This is a genomic window from Mesorhizobium sp. P3_A10 (assembly GCF_056403175.1).
On record NZ_JBFUFZ010000002.1, the window covers coordinates 372203 to 390318 of the forward strand.

The 18116-nt window shown below is 63.5% G+C and carries 16 protein-coding genes and 1 pseudogene; 14 read left to right on the plus strand and 3 right to left on the minus strand.

Features of this window, described 5'->3' with window-relative positions; translation table 11 throughout:
- Positions 1 to 17: 17 nt before the first annotated feature.
- Both AC1DXU_RS08610 and AC1DXU_RS08615 read right to left on the minus strand, forming a co-directional pair.
- Positions 18 to 170: a hypothetical protein gene (locus tag AC1DXU_RS08610; RefSeq protein ID WP_477366999.1), complete on the minus strand. Its 153-nt coding sequence runs from the start codon at positions 168 to 170 to the stop codon at positions 18 to 20.
- Positions 171 to 279: 109 nt separating this feature from the next.
- Positions 280 to 1230, minus strand: coding sequence for a LysR family transcriptional regulator (locus AC1DXU_RS08615; RefSeq protein ID WP_477367002.1), 951 nt, complete (start codon positions 1228 to 1230; stop codon positions 280 to 282).
- A 93-nt stretch (positions 1231 to 1323) separates the two neighbouring features.
- On the opposite strand from AC1DXU_RS08615, the gene AC1DXU_RS08620 reads away from it, so the two are divergent.
- From AC1DXU_RS08620 to AC1DXU_RS08675, 12 genes and pseudogenes are all read left to right on the plus strand, one after another.
- On the plus strand, positions 1324 to 2199 hold the full coding sequence (locus AC1DXU_RS08620) for a dioxygenase family protein (protein ID WP_477316621.1): 876 nt from the start codon (positions 1324 to 1326) through the stop codon (positions 2197 to 2199).
- Positions 2196 to 3254, plus strand: coding sequence for a maleylacetate reductase (locus tag AC1DXU_RS08625; protein WP_477367005.1), 1059 nt, complete (start codon positions 2196 to 2198; stop codon positions 3252 to 3254). Before AC1DXU_RS08620 ends, AC1DXU_RS08625 begins: the two co-directional genes overlap by 4 nt.
- Positions 3255 to 3277: 23 nt before the next feature.
- The gene (locus AC1DXU_RS08630) at positions 3278 to 4558 is read left to right on the plus strand and encodes an ABC transporter substrate-binding protein (protein WP_477367008.1); all 1281 of its coding nucleotides are present in this window, start codon (positions 3278 to 3280) and stop codon (positions 4556 to 4558) included.
- Positions 4559 to 4561: 3 nt separating this feature from the next.
- Entirely contained in the window at positions 4562 to 5281 is a 720-nt protein-coding gene (locus tag AC1DXU_RS08635) for an ABC transporter ATP-binding protein (protein ID WP_477367011.1), read from the plus strand.
- Entirely contained in the window at positions 5281 to 5982 is a 702-nt protein-coding gene (locus AC1DXU_RS08640) for an ABC transporter ATP-binding protein (RefSeq protein WP_477316613.1), read from the plus strand. The genes AC1DXU_RS08635 and AC1DXU_RS08640 overlap by 1 nt, the downstream gene beginning before the upstream one ends.
- Positions 5983 to 6224: 242 nt before the next feature.
- Positions 6225 to 7091, plus strand: a complete 867-nt coding sequence (locus tag AC1DXU_RS08645; protein WP_477367014.1) for a branched-chain amino acid ABC transporter permease — start codon at positions 6225 to 6227, stop codon at positions 7089 to 7091.
- Between the two features lie 5 nt (positions 7092 to 7096).
- Positions 7097 to 8185, plus strand: coding sequence for a branched-chain amino acid ABC transporter permease (locus AC1DXU_RS08650; protein WP_477367017.1), 1089 nt, complete (start codon positions 7097 to 7099; stop codon positions 8183 to 8185).
- Positions 8178 to 9944: an FAD-dependent oxidoreductase gene (locus AC1DXU_RS08655; RefSeq protein WP_477367020.1), complete on the plus strand. Its 1767-nt coding sequence runs from the start codon at positions 8178 to 8180 to the stop codon at positions 9942 to 9944. The genes AC1DXU_RS08650 and AC1DXU_RS08655 overlap by 8 nt, the downstream gene beginning before the upstream one ends.
- A gap of 5 nt (positions 9945 to 9949) precedes the next feature.
- On the plus strand, positions 9950 to 10828 hold the full coding sequence (locus AC1DXU_RS08660) for an intradiol ring-cleavage dioxygenase (RefSeq protein ID WP_477367023.1): 879 nt from the start codon (positions 9950 to 9952) through the stop codon (positions 10826 to 10828).
- Between the two features lie 236 nt (positions 10829 to 11064).
- Positions 11065 to 11298, plus strand: coding sequence for a hypothetical protein (locus tag AC1DXU_RS08665; RefSeq protein ID WP_477367026.1), 234 nt, complete (start codon positions 11065 to 11067; stop codon positions 11296 to 11298).
- Positions 11299 to 12292: 994 nt separating this feature from the next.
- A pseudogene (locus AC1DXU_RS08670) lies at positions 12293 to 12830 on the plus strand (IS1 family transposase); the annotation flags it as partial.
- Between the two features lie 17 nt (positions 12831 to 12847).
- Positions 12848 to 13216: a cupin domain-containing protein gene (locus tag AC1DXU_RS08675; RefSeq protein ID WP_477316601.1), complete on the plus strand. Its 369-nt coding sequence runs from the start codon at positions 12848 to 12850 to the stop codon at positions 13214 to 13216.
- Positions 13217 to 13385: 169 nt separating this feature from the next.
- Here AC1DXU_RS08675 and AC1DXU_RS08680 read toward each other — a convergent pair whose 3' ends face one another.
- The gene (locus AC1DXU_RS08680) at positions 13386 to 15374 is read right to left on the minus strand and encodes an AI-2E family transporter (RefSeq protein ID WP_477316599.1); all 1989 of its coding nucleotides are present in this window, start codon (positions 15372 to 15374) and stop codon (positions 13386 to 13388) included.
- Between the two features lie 247 nt (positions 15375 to 15621).
- Here AC1DXU_RS08680 and AC1DXU_RS08685 point away from each other — a divergent pair, with 247 nt between their 5' ends.
- Positions 15622 to 15843: an alkylphosphonate utilization protein gene (locus tag AC1DXU_RS08685; RefSeq protein ID WP_477242115.1), complete on the plus strand. Its 222-nt coding sequence runs from the start codon at positions 15622 to 15624 to the stop codon at positions 15841 to 15843.
- Positions 15844 to 16126: 283 nt separating this feature from the next.
- Positions 16127 to 18067, plus strand: coding sequence for an acyltransferase family protein (locus tag AC1DXU_RS08690; protein ID WP_477316597.1), 1941 nt, complete (start codon positions 16127 to 16129; stop codon positions 18065 to 18067).
- Positions 18068 to 18116 lie beyond the last annotated feature (49 nt).

The window sequence follows — 18116 nt, forward strand, 5'->3', positions numbered from 1 at the left end:
GCGGTTTTGTTCCCGTTTCAAGTCTGTGGTTCTGCCTGCTGCTTTCCTACAACGGGGCCAAAGAGGGGCCGGCGATCGCGTACGACACAGACGATCTGCGGGATGTAGGACACGATCTGCAGTGCGTTGAAGACCGTGAATTCGGCAAGGACGATTTCGGCGGGCGTCATGGCGTGATCCTTCAGCCACGTGGAATGCAGCCATGGTGCCTGGATCCCGGTCAACCGTCCTGACCGCAGGCTGAAATTCGGCTGAAATTGGCGTGAGAGCCAGCCGCGCCTAAGCCCCCCAGATCACCGCTTGCTCGTGGCGCTTGATCAGGTGCTTGAGGTTGTCGAAGCTCTGGCGGATGTGCCTGGCAAAGGCATCGACGGCCGGTGTGCGTGGTGTGTCGGCGCGCCTGAGCAGGCCGAGCGCGCGCTCGGGATGCGGGATGGCTACCGGCAGCGCCGTGATCGACTTGTCCTTGCGAAAGGCAAAGACGACACTGTGCGGCAGCACGGTCAGCGCGTCGGTTTCCTTCATGTAATTGATGGCGCTGGTCAGCGATCCGCCGGAGTAGCGGATTTTTATCTCGGTTGCGCCGAGCGACAACAAAAGGCTGCGCAGGTCTTCCAGCAGCGGGCTGCCGGGCGGCGGCGCGATCCAGGGGTAGTCGAGCAGATCGCCGGTTTTCAACTTGCGGCGCAGCAGCAGCGGATGCGTAGCACGGCAAGCGACGACATTGCGTCCGGGCAGGATTTCGCGGAACTCCATGCCCGACCCCTCCTCCAGAATGTCGATCGGGCAGACGGCAAGGTCGATGCGGTCGGCATTGATGGCGGCGCGTAGGTCGGAGAGATAACCATAGCTCTGGTCGACGCGGACATCGGGATAGGCGTTCTGGAAATCGGCGATCATGCCGGAGATCAGCGCATCCATAAAGAACGGCGTGCCGCCGACCCGCACCACGCCCGAGCGGCCCTGGCTGAAATTGGCGACGATGTCGGACGCCTTGCGCGAAGCCGCCAGCATCACCTGGCCATGATCGGCGAGCGCGCGGCCGAGCGGCGTCGGCTGCAGCGGCCGGCGCCCTTTGAGGAACAGCGGCTCGCCAAGCCGCTTCTCCAGCATTGACAAAGTGCGCGACACCGCCGGCTGCGACAGACCAATTAGGGCCGCGCCTTCGGTGACGCCGCCGGCCTGGACCACGGCCGCGAGCTGAACCAGATGCCGTTCGTCGAGTTTCATAACGATATGATATATTAATCCGAGGAGAAATCATCATCTTCATGCACGGCCTGCGTTAATGTCCCCTTCGCGAAGTGAAACCTGGGGAGGACCATGTCGCAGGCCGGCCCATCATCGTTCAACGAGGCCAACTCGTCCGAACTCGTCGCCCAGCGCCTGCTGAAGGCCACGGCCGGGCCGTTGCCGCAATTCCTGGCCAGCGTTGTCGATCATCTCCACCAGATCGTCCGCGAAACCCGCCCCACCGCCGCCGACTGGCGGCAGGCCATCGCCTTCCTTACCGAAATCGGCCATGCCAGCGACGAGAAGCGGCAGGAATGGGTTCTGCTTTCCGACCTGCTCGGTGTCACCGCGCTGGTCGAGGAGATCAACTCGCGGCGCCCAAGGGGCGCGACGCCCAACACCGGGCGCGGCCCATTCTATCGCGGCGACGCGCCACGGCTGCCGCTCGGCGCCGACATTTGCCTCGATGGAGTCGGTGCGCCGCTGACCGTCTCCGGGCGCGTCGCCGATCTCGACGGCATGCCGATTGCAGGCGCGACGGTCGAGACCTGGCAGGCGAATTCGCAAGGGTTTTACGAAAACCAGCAGCCGGATCTGCAGCCGGAATTCAATCTGCGCGGTGTCTTCTCCACCGACAAGGACGGCCGCTTTCACTACCGCACGGTCAAACCCGCCGGCTACAGCGTGCCGGATGACGGGCCGGTCGGGCAATTGCTCGGCCGCATCGGCTATCCGCTCAGCCGGCCGGCGCATCTGCATTTTCTCATCCGCGCCGACAATTTCGAGACGCTGACGACGCAAGTGTTCGAGCGCGGCGACCCGCGCCTCGACGAGGATGCGCTGTTCGGCGTCAAGCCGGAACTGGTCGGCGACTTCAACCGCGTCACGGGGCAAGGCCGCGACAGCTGGTCGCTCGACTTCGGCTTCGTCATGGTGATGGCGCGCAAGGGGAGCCGGGCAGCATGACACGTTCGTTCACCTATTCCGGCAGCCCGGCGCATATCGTCTTCGGCAATGGTGCCTCGGCCGATGTCGCAAGTTCGGTCGAAAAACTCGGCTGCAAACGCGCGCTGGTGCTGTCGACACCGCACCAGGCGGCCGATGGCGAGGCGCTGGCGAAAAAACTGGGGTCCTTGGCGGCTGGCACTTTTTCCGGTGCGGCCATGCACACGCCGGTCGAGGTTACCGAGGCGGCGATGGCCAAGGCAAGCGAGGTCAACGCAGACTGTGTCGTCGCGCTCGGCGGCGGCTCGACCACCGGCCTCGGCAAGGCGATCGCCTGGCGCACCGACCTGCCGCAGATCGTCATCCCGACCACCTATGCCGGCTCCGAGGTGACGCCGATCCTCGGCCAGACCGAAGCCGGCGTGAAGACCACGCTGCGTGACCCAAAAATCCTGCCGGAAGTGGTGATCTACGATCCCGAACTGACAATCGGATTGCCTGTCGCGATGAGCGTCACCTCCGGCCTCAACGCCATGGCGCATGCGGCCGAGGCGCTCTATGCGCAGGACCGCAATCCGGTCTCGACGCTGATGGCGAGCGAAGGGCTGCGCGCCCTGAAGGCAGCGCTTGCCGTGCTGGTGAAGGAGCCCAAGAATCTCGAAGCGCGCGGCGAAGCGCTCTATGGCGCCTGGCTCTGTGGCACGGTGCTCGGAACCGTCGGCATGGCATTGCACCACAAGATCTGCCACGCGCTGGGCGGCTCCTTCGACATGCCGCATGCCGAGACCCATGCGGTGATGCTGCCGCACACGATCGGCTTCAACGCCGCCGCCGTGCCCGAGCTGCTGAAGCCGGTCGCCGACATGTTCGGCAGTGCGGGCGGCGGTCTGCATGATTTCGCCAAAGCCATCGGCGCGCCTCTGACGCTCAGGGAACTCGGCCTCAAGCAAGCCGATCTCGACCGCGCCGCCGAGATCGCGACCCAAAATCCATACTGGAATCCGCGGCCCTTCGACCGCGCCGCTATCCGCGTCCTCTTGCAGGACGCGTGGGAGGGAAGACGTCCGCAAGACTGAAACGAACAGAGGGAGGAACAGCAATGATCACCAGACGCGAATTCATCAGGAACACCGCCGCGACCGGCGTGCTTGCCGGTACATCGGGGCTGGCCATGCCGGCGATCGCGCAGAACGCACCGATCAAGCTCGGCTATGTCAGCCCGCAATCCGGCCCGCTGGCGGCTTTTGCCGAGGCCGACAAGTTCATCATCGACGGTTTTCTGGCCGCCACCAAGGCTGCCGGCCTCAACTACGAAGTGGTGGTCAAGGACAGCCAATCCAACCCGAACCGGGCAGCCGAAGTCGCCAAGGAACTGATCGTCAACGACAAGGTCAATCTGATGCTTGTCGCCTCGACGCCGGAGACCACCAACCCGGTCGCTACTACTTGCGAGGCGGAAGAAGTGCCTTGCCTGTCGACGGTGGCGCCCTGGCAGCCCTGGTTCATCGGCCAGCAGGGCAATCCCGGCGACCCGGCCTCATGGAAGCCCTTCAACTATGCCTACCATTTCTTCTGGGGGCTGGAAGACGTCATTGCCGTGTTCACCAACATGTGGGCGCAGCTCGAGACCAACAAGAAGGTCGGCGGGCTGTTTCCCAATGATGGCGACGGCAACGCCTGGGGCGACGGCACGGTCGGCTTCCCGCCGGTGCTGGCCAAGGGCGGCTACGGGCTGACCGACACGGGCCGCTACCAGAACCTGACCGACGATTTTTCGGCGCAGATCAATGCCTTCAAGGGCGCCTCCTGCGAGATCATCACCGGCGTGATGATCCCGCCCGATTTTACCACCTTCTGGAACCAGGCCAAGCAGCAGGGTTTCACGCCCAAGGTGGCCTCGATCGGCAAGGCGATCCTGTTCCCGCAATCGGTCGAGGCGCTTGGCAAGTCCGGTCACAATCTGTCGTCGGAGGTCTGGTGGACGCCGAACCATCCGTTCAAGTCGTCGCTCACCGGCGAAAGCGCGGCGCAGGTCGCCGCGGGCTTCACCAAGGCCACCGGCCGGCAATGGACGCAGCCGATCGGCTTTGTCCATGCGCTGTTCGAGATCGCCGTCGATGTGATGAAGCGGGCCGGCGAAGCCGGCGATGGCGACAAGGTGGCGGCGGCAATTGCCGCGACCAAGCTCGACACGCTGGTTGGACCGATCGCCTGGGACGGCGCCAAGCTGCCACCCTTTGCCGCCAAGAATGTCGCCAAGACGCCGCTGGTCGGCGGCCAGTGGCGGCTGAAGGATGGCGGAGGCTATGACCTCGTCATCACCGACAACCAGACCGCGCCGAACATCCCGACCGGCGGCAAGATGGAAGCGATTGCCTAGGCCATGGCCATCCTCGCGCTCGCCAATGTCTCGAAACGCTTCGGCGCCCTGACCGTCGCCGATGCGGTTTCGTTCGAGCTTGGCGAGGGCGAGGCGCTGGGCATCATCGGCCCGAACGGTGCCGGCAAATCGACACTGTTCAACCTGATCACCGGCAACATATCAGTCGATGCCGGCACGATCCGCTTCGATGGCCAGGACGTGACCCGCCTGCCGCCGATGCAGCGCTGCCTTGCCGGCGTCGGCCGTTCTTTCCAGATCCCGCAGCCTTTCGAGAAACTGACCGTGTTCGAGAACCTGCTGGTCGCCGGCGCCTTCGGCGCGCGTAAGAGCGAAGCCGAGGTCGGCGAGCGCTGTGCACAGATCCTGGTCGAGACCGGACTGATCGACCGCGCCAACCATCCCGCCGGGACTTTAAGCCTGTTGCAGCGCAAACGGCTGGAACTGGCGCGCGCGTTGGCGACCGAACCCAGGGTGCTGCTGCTCGACGAGATCGCCGGCGGCCTGACCGAGGGCGAATGCGGCATGCTGGTCGAAACCATTCGCGCCATTCACAGAGGCGGCATGTCGATCATCTGGATCGAGCATGTGCTGCATGCGTTGAACTCGGTGGTCGAGCGGCTGCTGGTGCTCAATTTCGGCAAGATCATCGGCATGGGCGCGCCGGATGCCGTCATGGCGTCACGCGAGGTCCGGGAAATCTATCTCGGGATCGAAGTCTGATGGCGCTGCTCGAGACCAAAAACCTCACTGCGCGCTATGGCGATTTCCAGGCGCTGTTCGGCGTCGACATCGCGCTCGACCAAGGCGAGACCATCGCCATCATCGGCGCCAACGGCGCCGGCAAGACGACGCTGATGCGCTCGATCGCGGGCATTCTCGCCAACCAGCCGGACGCGGTGCTGTTCGACGGCGAGAAGATCGGCGCCCTGCCCGCCCCCGACATCGTCGCGCGCGGCATCGCCATGGTGCCGGAGGGGCGAAAACTGTTCCCCTCGCTCAGCGTCGAGGAGAACCTGCTGATTGGCCGCTATGGCCGCGCGGTTGCCGGTCACTGGAGCCTTCAGACCGTCTATGAATTGTTCCCGATCCTGAAGGAGAGGCGCGCCAATCCGGGCACGGCATTGTCCGGCGGCCAACAGCAGATGGTGGCGATTGGCCGGGCGCTGATGTCCAACCCGCGCGTGCTTTTGTGCGACGAGATCAGCCTTGGCCTGGCGCCGGTGGTCATCAGAGATATCTACGCCGCCTTTCCCAGCATCCGCGCGGCCGGCGCCTCGATCATCATGGTCGAGCAGGACATCGGCCAGGCGCTGAAAGTGAGTGACCGCGTCTATTGCATGATGGAAGGCCGCATCACGCTCTCCGGCGCGCCATCGGCGCTGACGCGTGAGGATATTCACGCTGCGTATTTCGGGCATTGAGGGATGGCTATGGGAAACCATCTGCATAGTCCGCGCCCAGGCACCCCCCTCTGGCCTGCCGGCCATCTCCCCCTCAAGGGGGGAGATTGGATGTCGCTGCGGCCGTGGCCATTTCCAAACGTTAAAAGAGAGGCACGGCGGCCGAAGCTGCCAATCTCCCCCCTTGAGGGGGAGATGTCCGGCAGGACAGAGGGGGGCGCGAAGGAACTCGGCTTTGCCAATCGGCGATCGAGTCAAACGCCATGACCAGCGCCCTCGACACCATCATCCAGGGCATCCTGCTCGGCGGCCTCTACGCCCTCTTCGCCGCGGGCTTGAGCCTCGTCTTCGGCATCATGCGGCTGGTCAATCTGGCGCATGGCGACCTTATCGTGCTTGCCGCCTTCCTGATCCTGGTGCTGGTTTCGGCGCTCGGGCTCAATCCGTTCGTGGCAGCCCTTGTGGCGATGCCTGTGATGTTCGCCATCGGCTGGGTGCTGCAGTTCTATCTGCTCAACCGTACGCTCGGCGCCGACATCTTGCCGCCGCTGCTGGTCACCTTCGGCCTGTCGATCGTCATCCAGAACGGGCTGCTCGAAGGTTTTTCCGCCGACAGCCGGCGCATCCCGGTAGGCGGACTGGACTCCGCCTCGGTGGCGCTCGGGCCGATCAATGTCGGTGTCATGCCGCTATTTACCCTCGCCTCCGCCATCGGAGTGATCGTCGGTCTCAACCAGCTGTTCTACCGCACCGCGCTCGGCCGCGCCTTCCGCGCCACCTCCGACGATCCGGTCACCGCCGGGCTGATGGGCATCCAGCCGAACCGGATTTTTGCCACCGCCACCGGCATCGCCATGGTGGTGGTTACGATCGCCGCACTCTATCTCGGCACACGCGCCAATTTCGATCCGACCATCGGTCCGGCGCGGCTGATCTATGCCTTCGAAGCCGTCATCATCGGCGGCCTCGGCTCGCTGTGGGGAACGCTGTTCGGCGGCATCGTCATCGGCGTCGCGCAGACTTTTGGGGCGGCAATCAACCCGGAATGGCAGATCCTGGCCGGCCATCTGGCGTTTCTGGCAGTGCTGCTGGTGAAGCCGCGCGGCCTGTTTCCTCGGGCCGTGGATTGAGCGCGATGACCGACGCCTCCCTCACAGGCTGGAAAGTCGAAACGCGAACGAGGGCGTCGGCGACATTCGCCATTGTCGCCGCGCTGATCATCCTGCTCGGCTTTGCCGCGCCGCTGTTCGTCTCGCGCAGCGTGCTGCAGGATTTGTTCTTCATCCTGACCATGCTGGTGCTGGCGCAGAACTGGAACCTGCTGGCAGGCTATGCCGGGCTGGTCTCGGTGGGGCAACAGGCCTTTGTCGGCTTTGGCGCCTACGCCATGTTCGCGCTGGTCATCCTCGGAGGGATCGACCCGCTGCTCGCGATCCTGCTCGCCGGTGTCGCCTGCGCGCTGCTCGCCATCCCCACCGCTTTCTTCCTGTTTCGCCTGCAAGGCGCCTATTTTGCCATCGGCAGCTGGGTCATCGCCGAAGTGGTGCGGCTCGCGCTTGCACAATGGAAAATGCTGGGCGGCGGCACCGGCACCTCGCTGCCGCGCGAGGCGGCCCGCGACATGCCGGCGCTAAAGCTGGTCGGCGAGCTGTTCGGCGTCAAATCCTCCGGCGCCGGCGACATCCTGACCTACTGGCTGGCGCTGCTGCTTGCCATCGCCACGATCGGGCTCGTCTACCGCCTGCTGCGTTCGAAGCAAGGACTGGGGCTCGCCGCCGTGCGCGACAACCAGGAGGCCGCGCGTTCGGTTGGCGTCGACGCACGCCGCATGAAGACGCTGGTCTATCTCTCAGCGGCCTTCGGCACCGGGCTCTGCGGCGCGCTGATCTATGTGCAGAAGGCCCGCATCTCGCCGGACGCCGCCTTCTCCGTTGTCGACTGGACCGCCTATGTCATCTTCATCGTCGTCATCGGCGGCATCGGCACGATCGAGGGTCCGATCGTCGGCGTCATCGTCTTCTACATCCTGCAGAACCTGCTTGCCGATTACGGCTCCTGGTATCTCTTGATCCTCGGACTGATCGGCATCGTCATCATGCTGTTTGCGCCGCGCGGCCTGTGGGGCCTGTTCGCAGAGCGCACCGGCATCCAGCTTTTTCCGGTTCGCCGCCGGCTGACCGGCGGACCACTACCATTAGCCAAAAAGGGAGAGCCGCATGGCTGACATTTCCACCGACGTGCTGACCATCGGCACCGGGCCTGCCGGCTCGGCGACCGCAGCGCTGCTTTCGACCTATGGCGTCGAGAACATGGTCATCAACCGCTATCGTTGGCTGGCCGCGACGCCGCGCGCGCACATCACCAATCAGCGCACCATGGAAGTGCTGCGCGACCTCGGCCAGGAGGTCGAGGCCGAAGCCTATATGCACGCTACCGAGCAGGATCTGATGGGCGAGAATGTGTTCTGCACCTCGCTGGCCGGCGAGGAAATCGGCCGCATGCGCAGCTGGGGCAAGCACCCGCTCAGCCGCGCCGAGCATCTCTTGTCCTCACCCTCGCATATGAACGATCTGCCGCAGACCTTCATGGAGCCGCTGCTGTTCAAGACGGCGTGTTCGCGCGGCACGCAATCGCGCATGTCGATGGAATACGTCTCGCATGTGCAGGATGCCGAGGGCGTCACCTCCACCTGCCGCGACCGGCTGACCGGCAAGGACGTTACCATCCGCTCAAAATATCTGGTCGGCGCCGATGGCGGCAATTCGCTGGTCGCCGAACATGCCGGCCTGCCCTTCGAGGGCAAGATGGGCGTCGGCGGTTCGATGAACATCCTGTTCAAGGCGGATCTGTCGAAATACGTCGCCCACCGCCCTTCGGTGCTCTACTGGGTGGTGCAGCCGGGCGCCGATGTCGGCGGCATCGGCATGGGCCTGGTGCGCATGATCCGGCCGTGGAACGAATGGCTGATCGTCTGGGGTTACGACATCAACCAGCCGGCGCCCAAGGTCGACGACGCCTTCGCCAAAAAAGTGGCGCGCGACCTGGTCGGCGACCCGGAGCTGGAGATCGACATCCAGTCGGTGTCGACCTGGACCGTCAACAACATGCACGCCACGCAAACCTCAAAGGGCCGCGTTTTCTGCATGGGCGATGCCATCCATCGCCACCCGCCATCGAACGGGCTGGGCTCCAACACCTCGATCCAGGACGGCTTCAATCTCGCCTGGAAGCTTGCCTATGTGCTCAAGGGCAAGGCGGGCGAAAAACTGCTCGAAAGCTATTCGCAGGAGCGTGCACCGGTGGCTAAGCAGATCGTCACCCGCGCCAACAAGTCGATCGAAGAGTTTGGGCCGATCTTCAAGGCGCTCGGCCTGCTCGATTCCATCGACCCGGTGAAGATGCAGTCCAACATGGATGCGCGCTGCGACGACACGCCGGCGGCCGAAGCGCAGCGGGCGAAAATCCGCGAGACCATCGCCTCAAAAGTCTATGAATTCGATGCGCATGGCGTCGAGATGAACCAGCGCTATATCTCGAACGCCATCGTCGCCGACGGCCAGAAGGAGCCGGCCTTCGAGAAGGACGCCGAATTACACTATCAGCCGACCTCATGGCCGGGCGCGCGGCTGCCGCATGTCTGGGTGCATTCCGACGACCCAGCCCATCGGGGCGCCAAGGCCTCGACGCTCGACCTGACCGGCCATGGCAGGTTCACCGTGCTGACCGGCATTGGCGGCCAAGGCTGGCTCGACGCGGCCAAGGCGATTGGCAAGGAATTGGGCATCGACATCGCGGGCCATTTGATCGGCCCGCGCCAGAACTGGCAGGACTTTTCCGGCGACTGGGCGCGCGCCCGCGAGGTGCGCGACAGCGGTGTGTTGCTGGTGCGGCCGGACCAGCATGTCGGCTGGCGCAAGGACACCATCAGCAGCGACCCGACGGCAGACCTGCGCAAAGCCCTGACGTCAATCCTGGACAGGTGAAAGATATGGAAGCGCATGAAAAAGGCTTCTTCACCGAAGCGAATTCGGTCGAGGTCGTCACCGGCCGTAACAAGAACGCCACAGACGCGCGGCTGAAGGCGGTGATGGAGGTCATCACCCGAAAACTGCACGAGGCGGTCAAGGAGATCGAACCGACGCAGGACGAATGGTTCGAGGCGATCCAGTTCCTGACCCGGACCGGACAGCTGTGCACCGACTGGCGGCAGGAGTTCATCCTGCTCTCCGACGTGCTCGGCGTCTCGATGCTGGTCGACGCGATCAACAACCGCAAACCGTCGGGCGCCTCGGAATCGACGGTGCTCGGGCCCTTCCATCTCGCCGATGCGCCGGAGCTGCCGATGGGCGCCAACATCTGCCTCGACCGGAAGGGCGAGGATATGTTCATCCATGGCCGCATCCTCGACACCGAGGGCAGACCGATCGCCAATGCGGTGCTCGATGTCTGGCAGGCTAATGACGAGGGTTTCTACGACGTGCAGCAGAAGGGCATCCAGCCCGACTTCAACCTGCGCGGGGTGTTCCGCACCGGCGCCGACGGGCGCTACTGGTTTCGGGCGGTGAAGCCGAAATTCTACCCGATCCCCGACGATGGCACGGTCGGCAAATTGCTGCACGCGCTCAGACGCCACCCCTACCGCCCGGCGCATCTGCACTACATCCTCAAGGCCGAAGGTTTCGAGACGCTGACCACCCACATTTTCGACCCCGACGATCCCTACATCAATTCCGACGCCGTGTTCGGGGTGAAGGAAAGCCTGCTCGCCGAGTTCAAGCGCATCGACGATCTCTCACGCGCAAAAAAGCTCGAATTCGCCGGCCCGTTCTGGGAGGTCGAGCATGATTTCGTGCTGGCGAGGGGCTAGCCTGAGCGGCCGATAAGGCAAGGCATGCGGGTGGGCAAAAATCCGCCCTGCATGCATCCTCGGAACCCCAAAACATAGCGATTCTCTAGCTCGCCCGCTCCATTAGCCGGCGCTCATGTAAAGCCGTTTGTCAACATGTTTCGATGTCTACGGACGTGTACTTATAGGCAACTGAATCTTGCACGATCATTCGGTTACAGATCAGGCTGCGGATAGTCAGCGAGATGGCCAGAGCGATGAAAACCTATCGCGTCGAAGAAATCGAAAACGACATCGTTCTGGCGACGCACCTGATTGAAGCACCGATCCCCTTCGAAGCCGCCGAACGGGCGACAAGAAGAGAAGTCACCTTGAGACGAGGTGAGGCGAGTTGGATCAGAGTGACGGAAACCTTGATCAGGGCGGGCCAAACGACACCCAGGGAAAGAGTTTTCGAGTATGTCGCGATTGGCAGGGAACGGCCTTCGTAGGCTTCTCACCCAGCGCCGGCTCTATCCAGACCTTTTTGTTGAAAATCCGCACATCGCATTCGCCCAGCCATTGGCGTGCGATCTCGATGAATCACAAAGCGCCCGCCGGCACTGACCAGCGGGCGAATGGAGGTTAGAGCCACCAGGATTTATCCTGGTATCGAAGCAACGAGCCGGAACGGGCTTAGTTTCAACCTGAACACAAAAAGCCGCCCGACCAGCGAGCGAGGAAGCCGTCCGTCGCGGCGATGACCGCGAACCGCCCGATTGTCATCGTCGCGCGGCAGTGCTCCATGGCCATCGCCTCTCACCACCTCATGAGGGTGGCGGATGGCGACGGCCCATGCTCCAAAACGGCCACCGGGAAAATACACCCAAAAAAAGTCAAGTTGAAAACGCTCTGGCAAAACGCTCTGACCAGTGAAAAACCAGTCGATTCAAGCGCCTAGCCGGCAACCCATTCGCTGTCATTCGTCCCGGGCCGAAGCTGTCAAAAACCCCGGAAAACCGCCTTTTCCAAAGCTTTTCACGACCGCGAAGGCGCAGGCGCCGACCGTCGGCGCGGCATCCAAAGAGGTTCGAAATCGCCACCCCAGCGCCCTGGCAGGCGGCGTTGACAGCGCCCACCGCCAATGGATATTCGCACAGTCGTGGGTTACGCCATAACCGTGGCTGTTGATGACGGGGCTGAGGGGTTTCGTAAACAATGGCATTGGCGGGGGCGCCGGACGGGCGGGCACTTACAAGTGTACCGCCCGCTCCTGGCAGCCAGCCTTTTCTCCCCCATGGGGAGCGGCCCCAAATGCGATTATTTCTTCTGATTAGTCCGTGGACGCAGGTATCGCTGCTGTCACCATGGACAGCTTTTGGCGCTTGTCGAGCGTCGGCTTCTCGTAGATTTTCTTCGTCATCGTCCCCATGCCCAAAATGACCTGCCTGCCACTGTCGTCAAGACGGCAGCGTTGTCAAGTTATCGCTAAAATAGGTAATGGGTCAGTATGCGATGAGCTTCATGGATGATCTCTCCGCCGCCTCGCCAATCGCGTCCAGCTGACCAGCGACAGCCACAGGGCTTATCTGGAGGCTGTTGAAGGTGCATTCGGCGGCGACATCGACTACGCCATGCCGGTCAAGATTTACGGTACTTCGCCTGACAGCGCCAAGGGCCGCTACAGCCCCCCGAATGCACTGGCGCACGGAAAGAACGGATCGAAGGAAATCCAGACATCAAGCACGTCAGCACGTCGTTTGCGGAACGGCAGAACCTGACAATGCGGATGCATATGCGCCGGTTCACACGTCTGACAAACGGCTTTTCCAAGAAGGTGGAAATGCACGCCAATGTGGTTGCCCTGCATTTCATGTACTACAATTTTGTTCGCATCCATGCAACGTTGCGGATGACACTGGCGATGGCTGCTGGCGTGACTGGCAAACTTTGCGAGATTGGCGACATTGTTGCGCTGGTGGAAGTGGAAGAGGCGAAGATTGACCGCAAGCGTGGGGCTTACAAGAAGCACGTTGCCGCCTAAACATTCGGGGGAAGCCAATGCAAATCACGGAAATATATGCTGACGAAGTTAGCGAGACGCACTTGCGCAATGTTCCGGTGAATCTTGCGGAACGCGACTTTGCCCCTCCATCTGCCCCCATAGGCGCTTCACCCGAAATGCCGATGACGACCGGTGTATTTCTTGAATTGCCGCCCGGATGGGACCCGCAATACCATGCGACGCCGCGCAGGCAATTGGTGGTGTTGCTCCAAGGTCACCTCAAAATCACGACCACCGACGGAACTTCAGCCGACTTTCGGCGGGGCGATGTTCTCTTGCTCAATGACAAAGGCAGCAAGGGCCACCGGTCGCTAGTCCAAGGTCAAGAGGCGGTTGGCCTGCTTCTAGTTGGCATCGCAGATTGATTCACATCGACAAAATTCAGACTGACCCACTACCCTAAAATATGAAGCGCTGCCTATGGTGTGCTGGGCGGTGGGTGCGCTGCTGCTCGGTCTGCTGGCCTTGCTGACGCGCGGCCGCAGGGTGACCCAAACGGTGCCGTAGGAGTCAGAAATCGAGCTGGCCGCCGGCTCAGCTGGCGACCGCGAGCGGCGCTTTCCTAGCGGCGGGCTGGCGGCGGCGCAGGCGGCGCTTGGCGGCGAGCTTGAGCGCTACCGGTGGTTCGTTGGACAGCGCGCCGAGCGCTGCGTCGACCATGTCATGGGCGACGAAATCGGCATTGAGGTCGCCGGCCAGTTTGGCGGCAGCCTCCTTGTCGTCATTGCCGGTCTCCGACCAGAACACGATGCCGACCCTGAGCGCTGGCCGGGCGCGCTTCAACCGGCGCACCAGAAAGCGGGCGTGCTTGACGGAATCGCGGTTGAGGAAGCCAACCACGACAGTATCGACGGCCCCGAGTTCGAGGCCGCGAATGCTTGCCGCTTCGATGTCGGCAAAGCTCGCCTTCGCGGCCGTCGCCCCTTGCACTTCGAGCACCTGCGCCAGCATGGCGGCGGCGGCATCGTCGAGTTCGCCGCGGCCGCCGGCACACAGCACCGACATGCCGGTGCCGTCAGGCAGGTCGGTGTCGTCCTCGCCATCTTCCGCCGCCTCTTTTGCCGTGTCGACTTTGGCGCCATCGGCCGGCTCGTCGTCCTCGTCCGCCTCCTCCTGTGCGCTGTCGTCGAGGTTGGCCACCAGGGTCAGCGCGCTGGCCGCGACCTGCCGCCTCTGCTGGTCGCCCATGACGCCGCGCACGCGGTCCTGCTCGCCGAGCAGCAAAGCGGGAATGGCGACCTTGTCGTAGAACTCGACCAGGTATTTTTCCTCCAGCATTTCTTCGGCGTGGTCGGTGGCTTCATCGGGATCGCCAGCCAGTAGCCGCTGGTAGAGCCTGGCATGCGGTTCGAGCACCGGCTCGTTGCCGAACAGCACGTCGAGGAATTCGAACTGCGGCACGTGCCGGCCGAGCACGACGAGACAGACGGTGAGCGGCGTCGACAGGACCAGGCCGAGCGGCCCCCACAGCCAGGTCCAGAAGATCGCCGCGACGATGATGGCGAGCGGCGACAGCCCGGTGCGCGAGCCGTAGAGCCAGGGTTCGATGACGTTGCCGGTGACCAACTCCATGACCACGAACAGCCCGGCGGTCCAAAGCAGCAGCGACCAGCCGGGCGCGACGGCCAGCGCCAGGAACAGCGGCAGCAGCGCACCGATGACCGGGCCGATATAGGGAACGAACCGCAGCGCCAGCGCCAGCAACCCCCACAGCAGCGCATTGGGAATGCCGAGAACCCACAGCCCGATGGCAATCGGTATGGCGTAGACGGTGTTCACGATCAGCTGCATGATCAGATACTGCCCAACCCGCTGGCCGGCATCCTGCAGCGCCTGGGTGGTGCGATGCAGATCGCCATAGCCGACGAGGCGGATGAAGCGATCGCGCAGATCTTCCCGTTCCAGCAGCATGAAGATGACGACGATGATGATCAGGCCGGCCGAGGCCAGAGGGCTTATCAGCGGGCCGATCAGGTTCTGCAGAACCTGCAGCGGCCGTTCCCGCGCGACGATCTCGACCGGCACCGGCTCGCGCTTGGGCTTGTCGGCGGCAGGCGGCGACGGATCCTGCTGGTCGATCTCCTGGCCGACGCGCTCGATCACCCGGCTCAACCTGGCAATGATGCCGCCCTCGACGCCGGTTTGCTTGAGCGAATGGATCTTGGTCAGGATGTTGGTCTGGTAGGCCGGGATGTTCTGCGCCAGTTCGCTGACCTGCGTGGCGACAATGAAGGAGAACAGGGCCAGTGCCGCGAAGGCGCCAAACACGCTGACGATGACGGCAGGAAGACGGGGAATGCCGACACGCTTCAGCGCCGACACCAGGGGGGCGAGCGCGAAGGTCAACAGCAGCGCGATGGCGATCGGCAGGAACACCTCACGCCCGAAATACAGTGCTGCCACCGCCGTCACGATCGTGGCGACCGTCGGCAACGAGGTGCGCGGATGAACGTTGGCGGCGGACAGAATGCCAGCTAGCCCTGAAACCGACGGCTGCGTGCCGTTTCGACGATTTGCCGCCACTCGCGATCTCCCCTGCCAGCCGCCATGATCGGGTATATTTAGCTGGCGTGCAACTTGGTGCGGCTGGCGAATTGGGAGCGCACCTCTTGCTTCGACCCCTGTGGGGGAGGTCGGCACAAAATCGCATGGCAATCCGGGTCAGGGGTGAGCTTCCGCCAGGCTGGAAGGCTGCTCAGCGTGCTTGACCGTGCCGGCATCAGGAGGATAAGCCCGGCGCTGTTGATGACCACCCAATGAAAGATCCGACATGACAGACGCGATCGTGAAAGACAGCAATGGCGCGCAGTTGCACGAGGGCGATTCCGTGACCCTGATCAAGGATTTGAAGGTCAAGGGCACATCGGAGACGATCAAGCGCGGCACGCTGGTAAAGAACATCCGCCTCACCGGCAACCCCGGCGAAATCGAGTGCAGCACCAAGCAGGTCAAGGGCCTGGTGCTGAAAACCGAGTTCCTGAAGAAGGCGTGAGTGCGCTGGCGCTGAAGCTGCCGATCTCCCCCTCGTGGGGGAGATTGGCTGTCATCACCCCGCCCAATCTCCCTCTATGTTGCACCGCGATAGATTTGTTGCATTGCGATATCGGCCCGTAGGGTCGAGTCTTTGCATCGGGCGGGCTGTCAACGGCTACGGCCCCACGCGTCCATCCCGGCGCGCAGGGACGCCGCAGCACGTGTGATCCCGGCGAGATTGTTACGGCGTCTCGCCAGCCGGACCTTCGGTTCGGGATCATGCGACAGGACAAGGTTTTACCATGTCAGCATCGTTCCGGCCCGATATCGAAGGATTGCGCGCACTGGCGGTGGCCGGTGTGATCGCCTTCCATTTCGAGCTGACCGCGCTGCCTGGCGGCTTTGTCGGCGTCGATATCTTCTTCGTCATCTCGGGCTATCTGATCACCAAACACCTGCTGGCCGAGATCGGCGAGACCGGACGGCTGAACCTGTGGCGCTTCTATGCCCGCCGCGCCCGGCGGCTGCTGCCGGCGTCGCTGTTCGTCATCCTCGCCACGCTGGTGGCCGGAGCGGTGATCCTGTCGCCGGAGGAGCAGTCGCTCTATTCCAAGGGCGCCATGTACGCCTCGGCCTATGCGATCAATTTGTGGCTGATCCGCTGGTCGTTCGACTATTTCGCCGCCGACGCCACCAGCAACCCGTTCATCCATTTCTGGTCGCTGTCGGTCGAGGAGCAGTTTTATCTCGCCTGGCCGGCACTGCTGATGCTGGCGGCGTGGCTGCGCCCGGGCAAGCGCGGCGCCATGCTGGCGATCGGCCTCACCGGCCTGGTCTCCTTCGCCGTCTGCGCCTGGCTGACATCCGTGGCGCAACCCTGGGCCTTCTATTTCTCACCGCTGCGCGCCTGGGAATTCGCCGCCGGCGGGTTGGCGACCATGGCGCCGGTGACATTCTGGCGGGAGCGCCCACGCCTCGGCGCCGCAATGGCGTGGCTCGGGCTGGCGCTGGTTGCGATTGCCTATCTCTCTTTCAGCGAGGACGCCCCCTTCCCCGGTATGCTGGCGCTGGTGCCGGTGGCCGGTACCGTCCTTGTGCTGTTGGCGGGAGCGGCCGGCGTCAGGAATGGCCTCAGTGCCATCCTGGCGCTGCCGCCCTTGCAGTGGGTCGGCAAGCTCTCCTACTCGCTCTATCTCTGGCACTGGCCGGTGATCGTCTATGCCGCGACGATGGTGCCCGAGCTTTCGCCACTGCAGCGACTCGGCTGTATGGCGCTGACACTGGCGCTATCGCTCTTCACCTACCACTTCATCGAGAACCCGATCCGCCGCAACCGCTGGCTGATGGCCAATGCGGCGCGGGCGCTGGTGCCGGCTGTGCTCCTGACCGGCACCGGCGTCGCAGCCGCCTACGCCAATGCGCACTTCGCAGTCAGTGAGCTCGACCCGCAGCAACGCAGCATCGCCGCCAGTGCGGCGCGCCCCTCCACCGCCCGCAAGGCCGGCTGCGTTCTCAGCTATGAGTCGGTGACGCCAAAGCCCTGCATGTTCGGGACCCAAACCGCCGGGCATACGATTGCGCTGTTTGGCGACTCGCATGCCGACCAGTGGTCGACGCCGCTGATCGAAGCGGCTGAGAAGAACGACGCCAGGGTCGTCACCTGGCTCAAATCCTCCTGCCGGGCCTCGCGGATGACGGTCTGGGTGAGCAAGCTGAAACGCGACTACACCGAGTGCGATCAGTGGCGCGAGCGATCGATCAGGCAGATCATTGCCGCGCGGCCGAGCCTGGTGGTGATTTCGGAGATCGCGCAGACGAGTTTGCGCAAGATGTCGGCCGGCATGCAGGCGCCCGACAGCCAGGATGCCGACTCGCGTGCCGGGCTGCGCTCGACGATTGCCGCGTTCAGCCATGCCGGACTGAAGGTCGCTTTCATCCGCGACGTGCCCTTCAACGACGAGCATGTCGACACCTGCGTGGCGCGCGCGCTATGGCGCGGGCAGAGGCCGTCACTGTGCGACCAGAAGCGGACCGACGCCGCCAACGACACCGACGCGGCGATAGAGCGCAACATCGTGCGCGCCATTCCAGGCGCCAGCTACATCGACATGACCAACCAGTTCTGCGACGCCAAAACCTGCCATGTGTTCATCGGCGGCCAGCTCGCCTATCGCGACAGGCATCATCTGGCGACACCGTTTGCGGAATCGCTGGAGCCGGCGGTGGAACGGGCGCTGTTTTAGGGGGGTGAAATGAGAACAGCGGGGGCGCTGGCGGCCTGACCTTTCTCCT

What these genes read in the sequence shown, in the direction of transcription:
- AC1DXU_RS08610 (WP_477366999.1), bottom strand. Translation starts at nt 170, where the DNA reads ATGACGCCCGCCGAAATCGTCCTTGCCGAATTCACGGTCTTCAACGCA.
- AC1DXU_RS08615 (WP_477367002.1), bottom strand. Translation starts at nt 1,230, where the DNA reads ATGAAACTCGACGAACGGCATCTGGTTCAGCTCGCGGCCGTGGTCCAG.
- AC1DXU_RS08620 (WP_477316621.1), top strand. Translation starts at nt 1,324, where the DNA reads ATGTCGCAGGCCGGCCCATCATCGTTCAACGAGGCCAACTCGTCCGAA.
- AC1DXU_RS08625 (WP_477367005.1), top strand. Translation starts at nt 2,196, where the DNA reads ATGACACGTTCGTTCACCTATTCCGGCAGCCCGGCGCATATCGTCTTC.
- AC1DXU_RS08630 (WP_477367008.1), top strand. Translation starts at nt 3,278, where the DNA reads ATGATCACCAGACGCGAATTCATCAGGAACACCGCCGCGACCGGCGTG.
- AC1DXU_RS08635 (WP_477367011.1), top strand. Translation starts at nt 4,562, where the DNA reads ATGGCCATCCTCGCGCTCGCCAATGTCTCGAAACGCTTCGGCGCCCTG.
- AC1DXU_RS08640 (WP_477316613.1), top strand. Translation starts at nt 5,281, where the DNA reads ATGGCGCTGCTCGAGACCAAAAACCTCACTGCGCGCTATGGCGATTTC.
- AC1DXU_RS08645 (WP_477367014.1), top strand. Translation starts at nt 6,225, where the DNA reads ATGACCAGCGCCCTCGACACCATCATCCAGGGCATCCTGCTCGGCGGC.
- AC1DXU_RS08650 (WP_477367017.1), top strand. Translation starts at nt 7,097, where the DNA reads ATGACCGACGCCTCCCTCACAGGCTGGAAAGTCGAAACGCGAACGAGG.
- AC1DXU_RS08655 (WP_477367020.1), top strand. Translation starts at nt 8,178, where the DNA reads ATGGCTGACATTTCCACCGACGTGCTGACCATCGGCACCGGGCCTGCC.
- AC1DXU_RS08660 (WP_477367023.1), top strand. Translation starts at nt 9,950, where the DNA reads ATGGAAGCGCATGAAAAAGGCTTCTTCACCGAAGCGAATTCGGTCGAG.
- AC1DXU_RS08665 (WP_477367026.1), top strand. Translation starts at nt 11,065, where the DNA reads ATGAAAACCTATCGCGTCGAAGAAATCGAAAACGACATCGTTCTGGCG.
- AC1DXU_RS08675 (WP_477316601.1), top strand. Translation starts at nt 12,848, where the DNA reads ATGCAAATCACGGAAATATATGCTGACGAAGTTAGCGAGACGCACTTG.
- AC1DXU_RS08685 (WP_477242115.1), top strand. Translation starts at nt 15,622, where the DNA reads ATGACAGACGCGATCGTGAAAGACAGCAATGGCGCGCAGTTGCACGAG.
- AC1DXU_RS08690 (WP_477316597.1), top strand. Translation starts at nt 16,127, where the DNA reads ATGTCAGCATCGTTCCGGCCCGATATCGAAGGATTGCGCGCACTGGCG.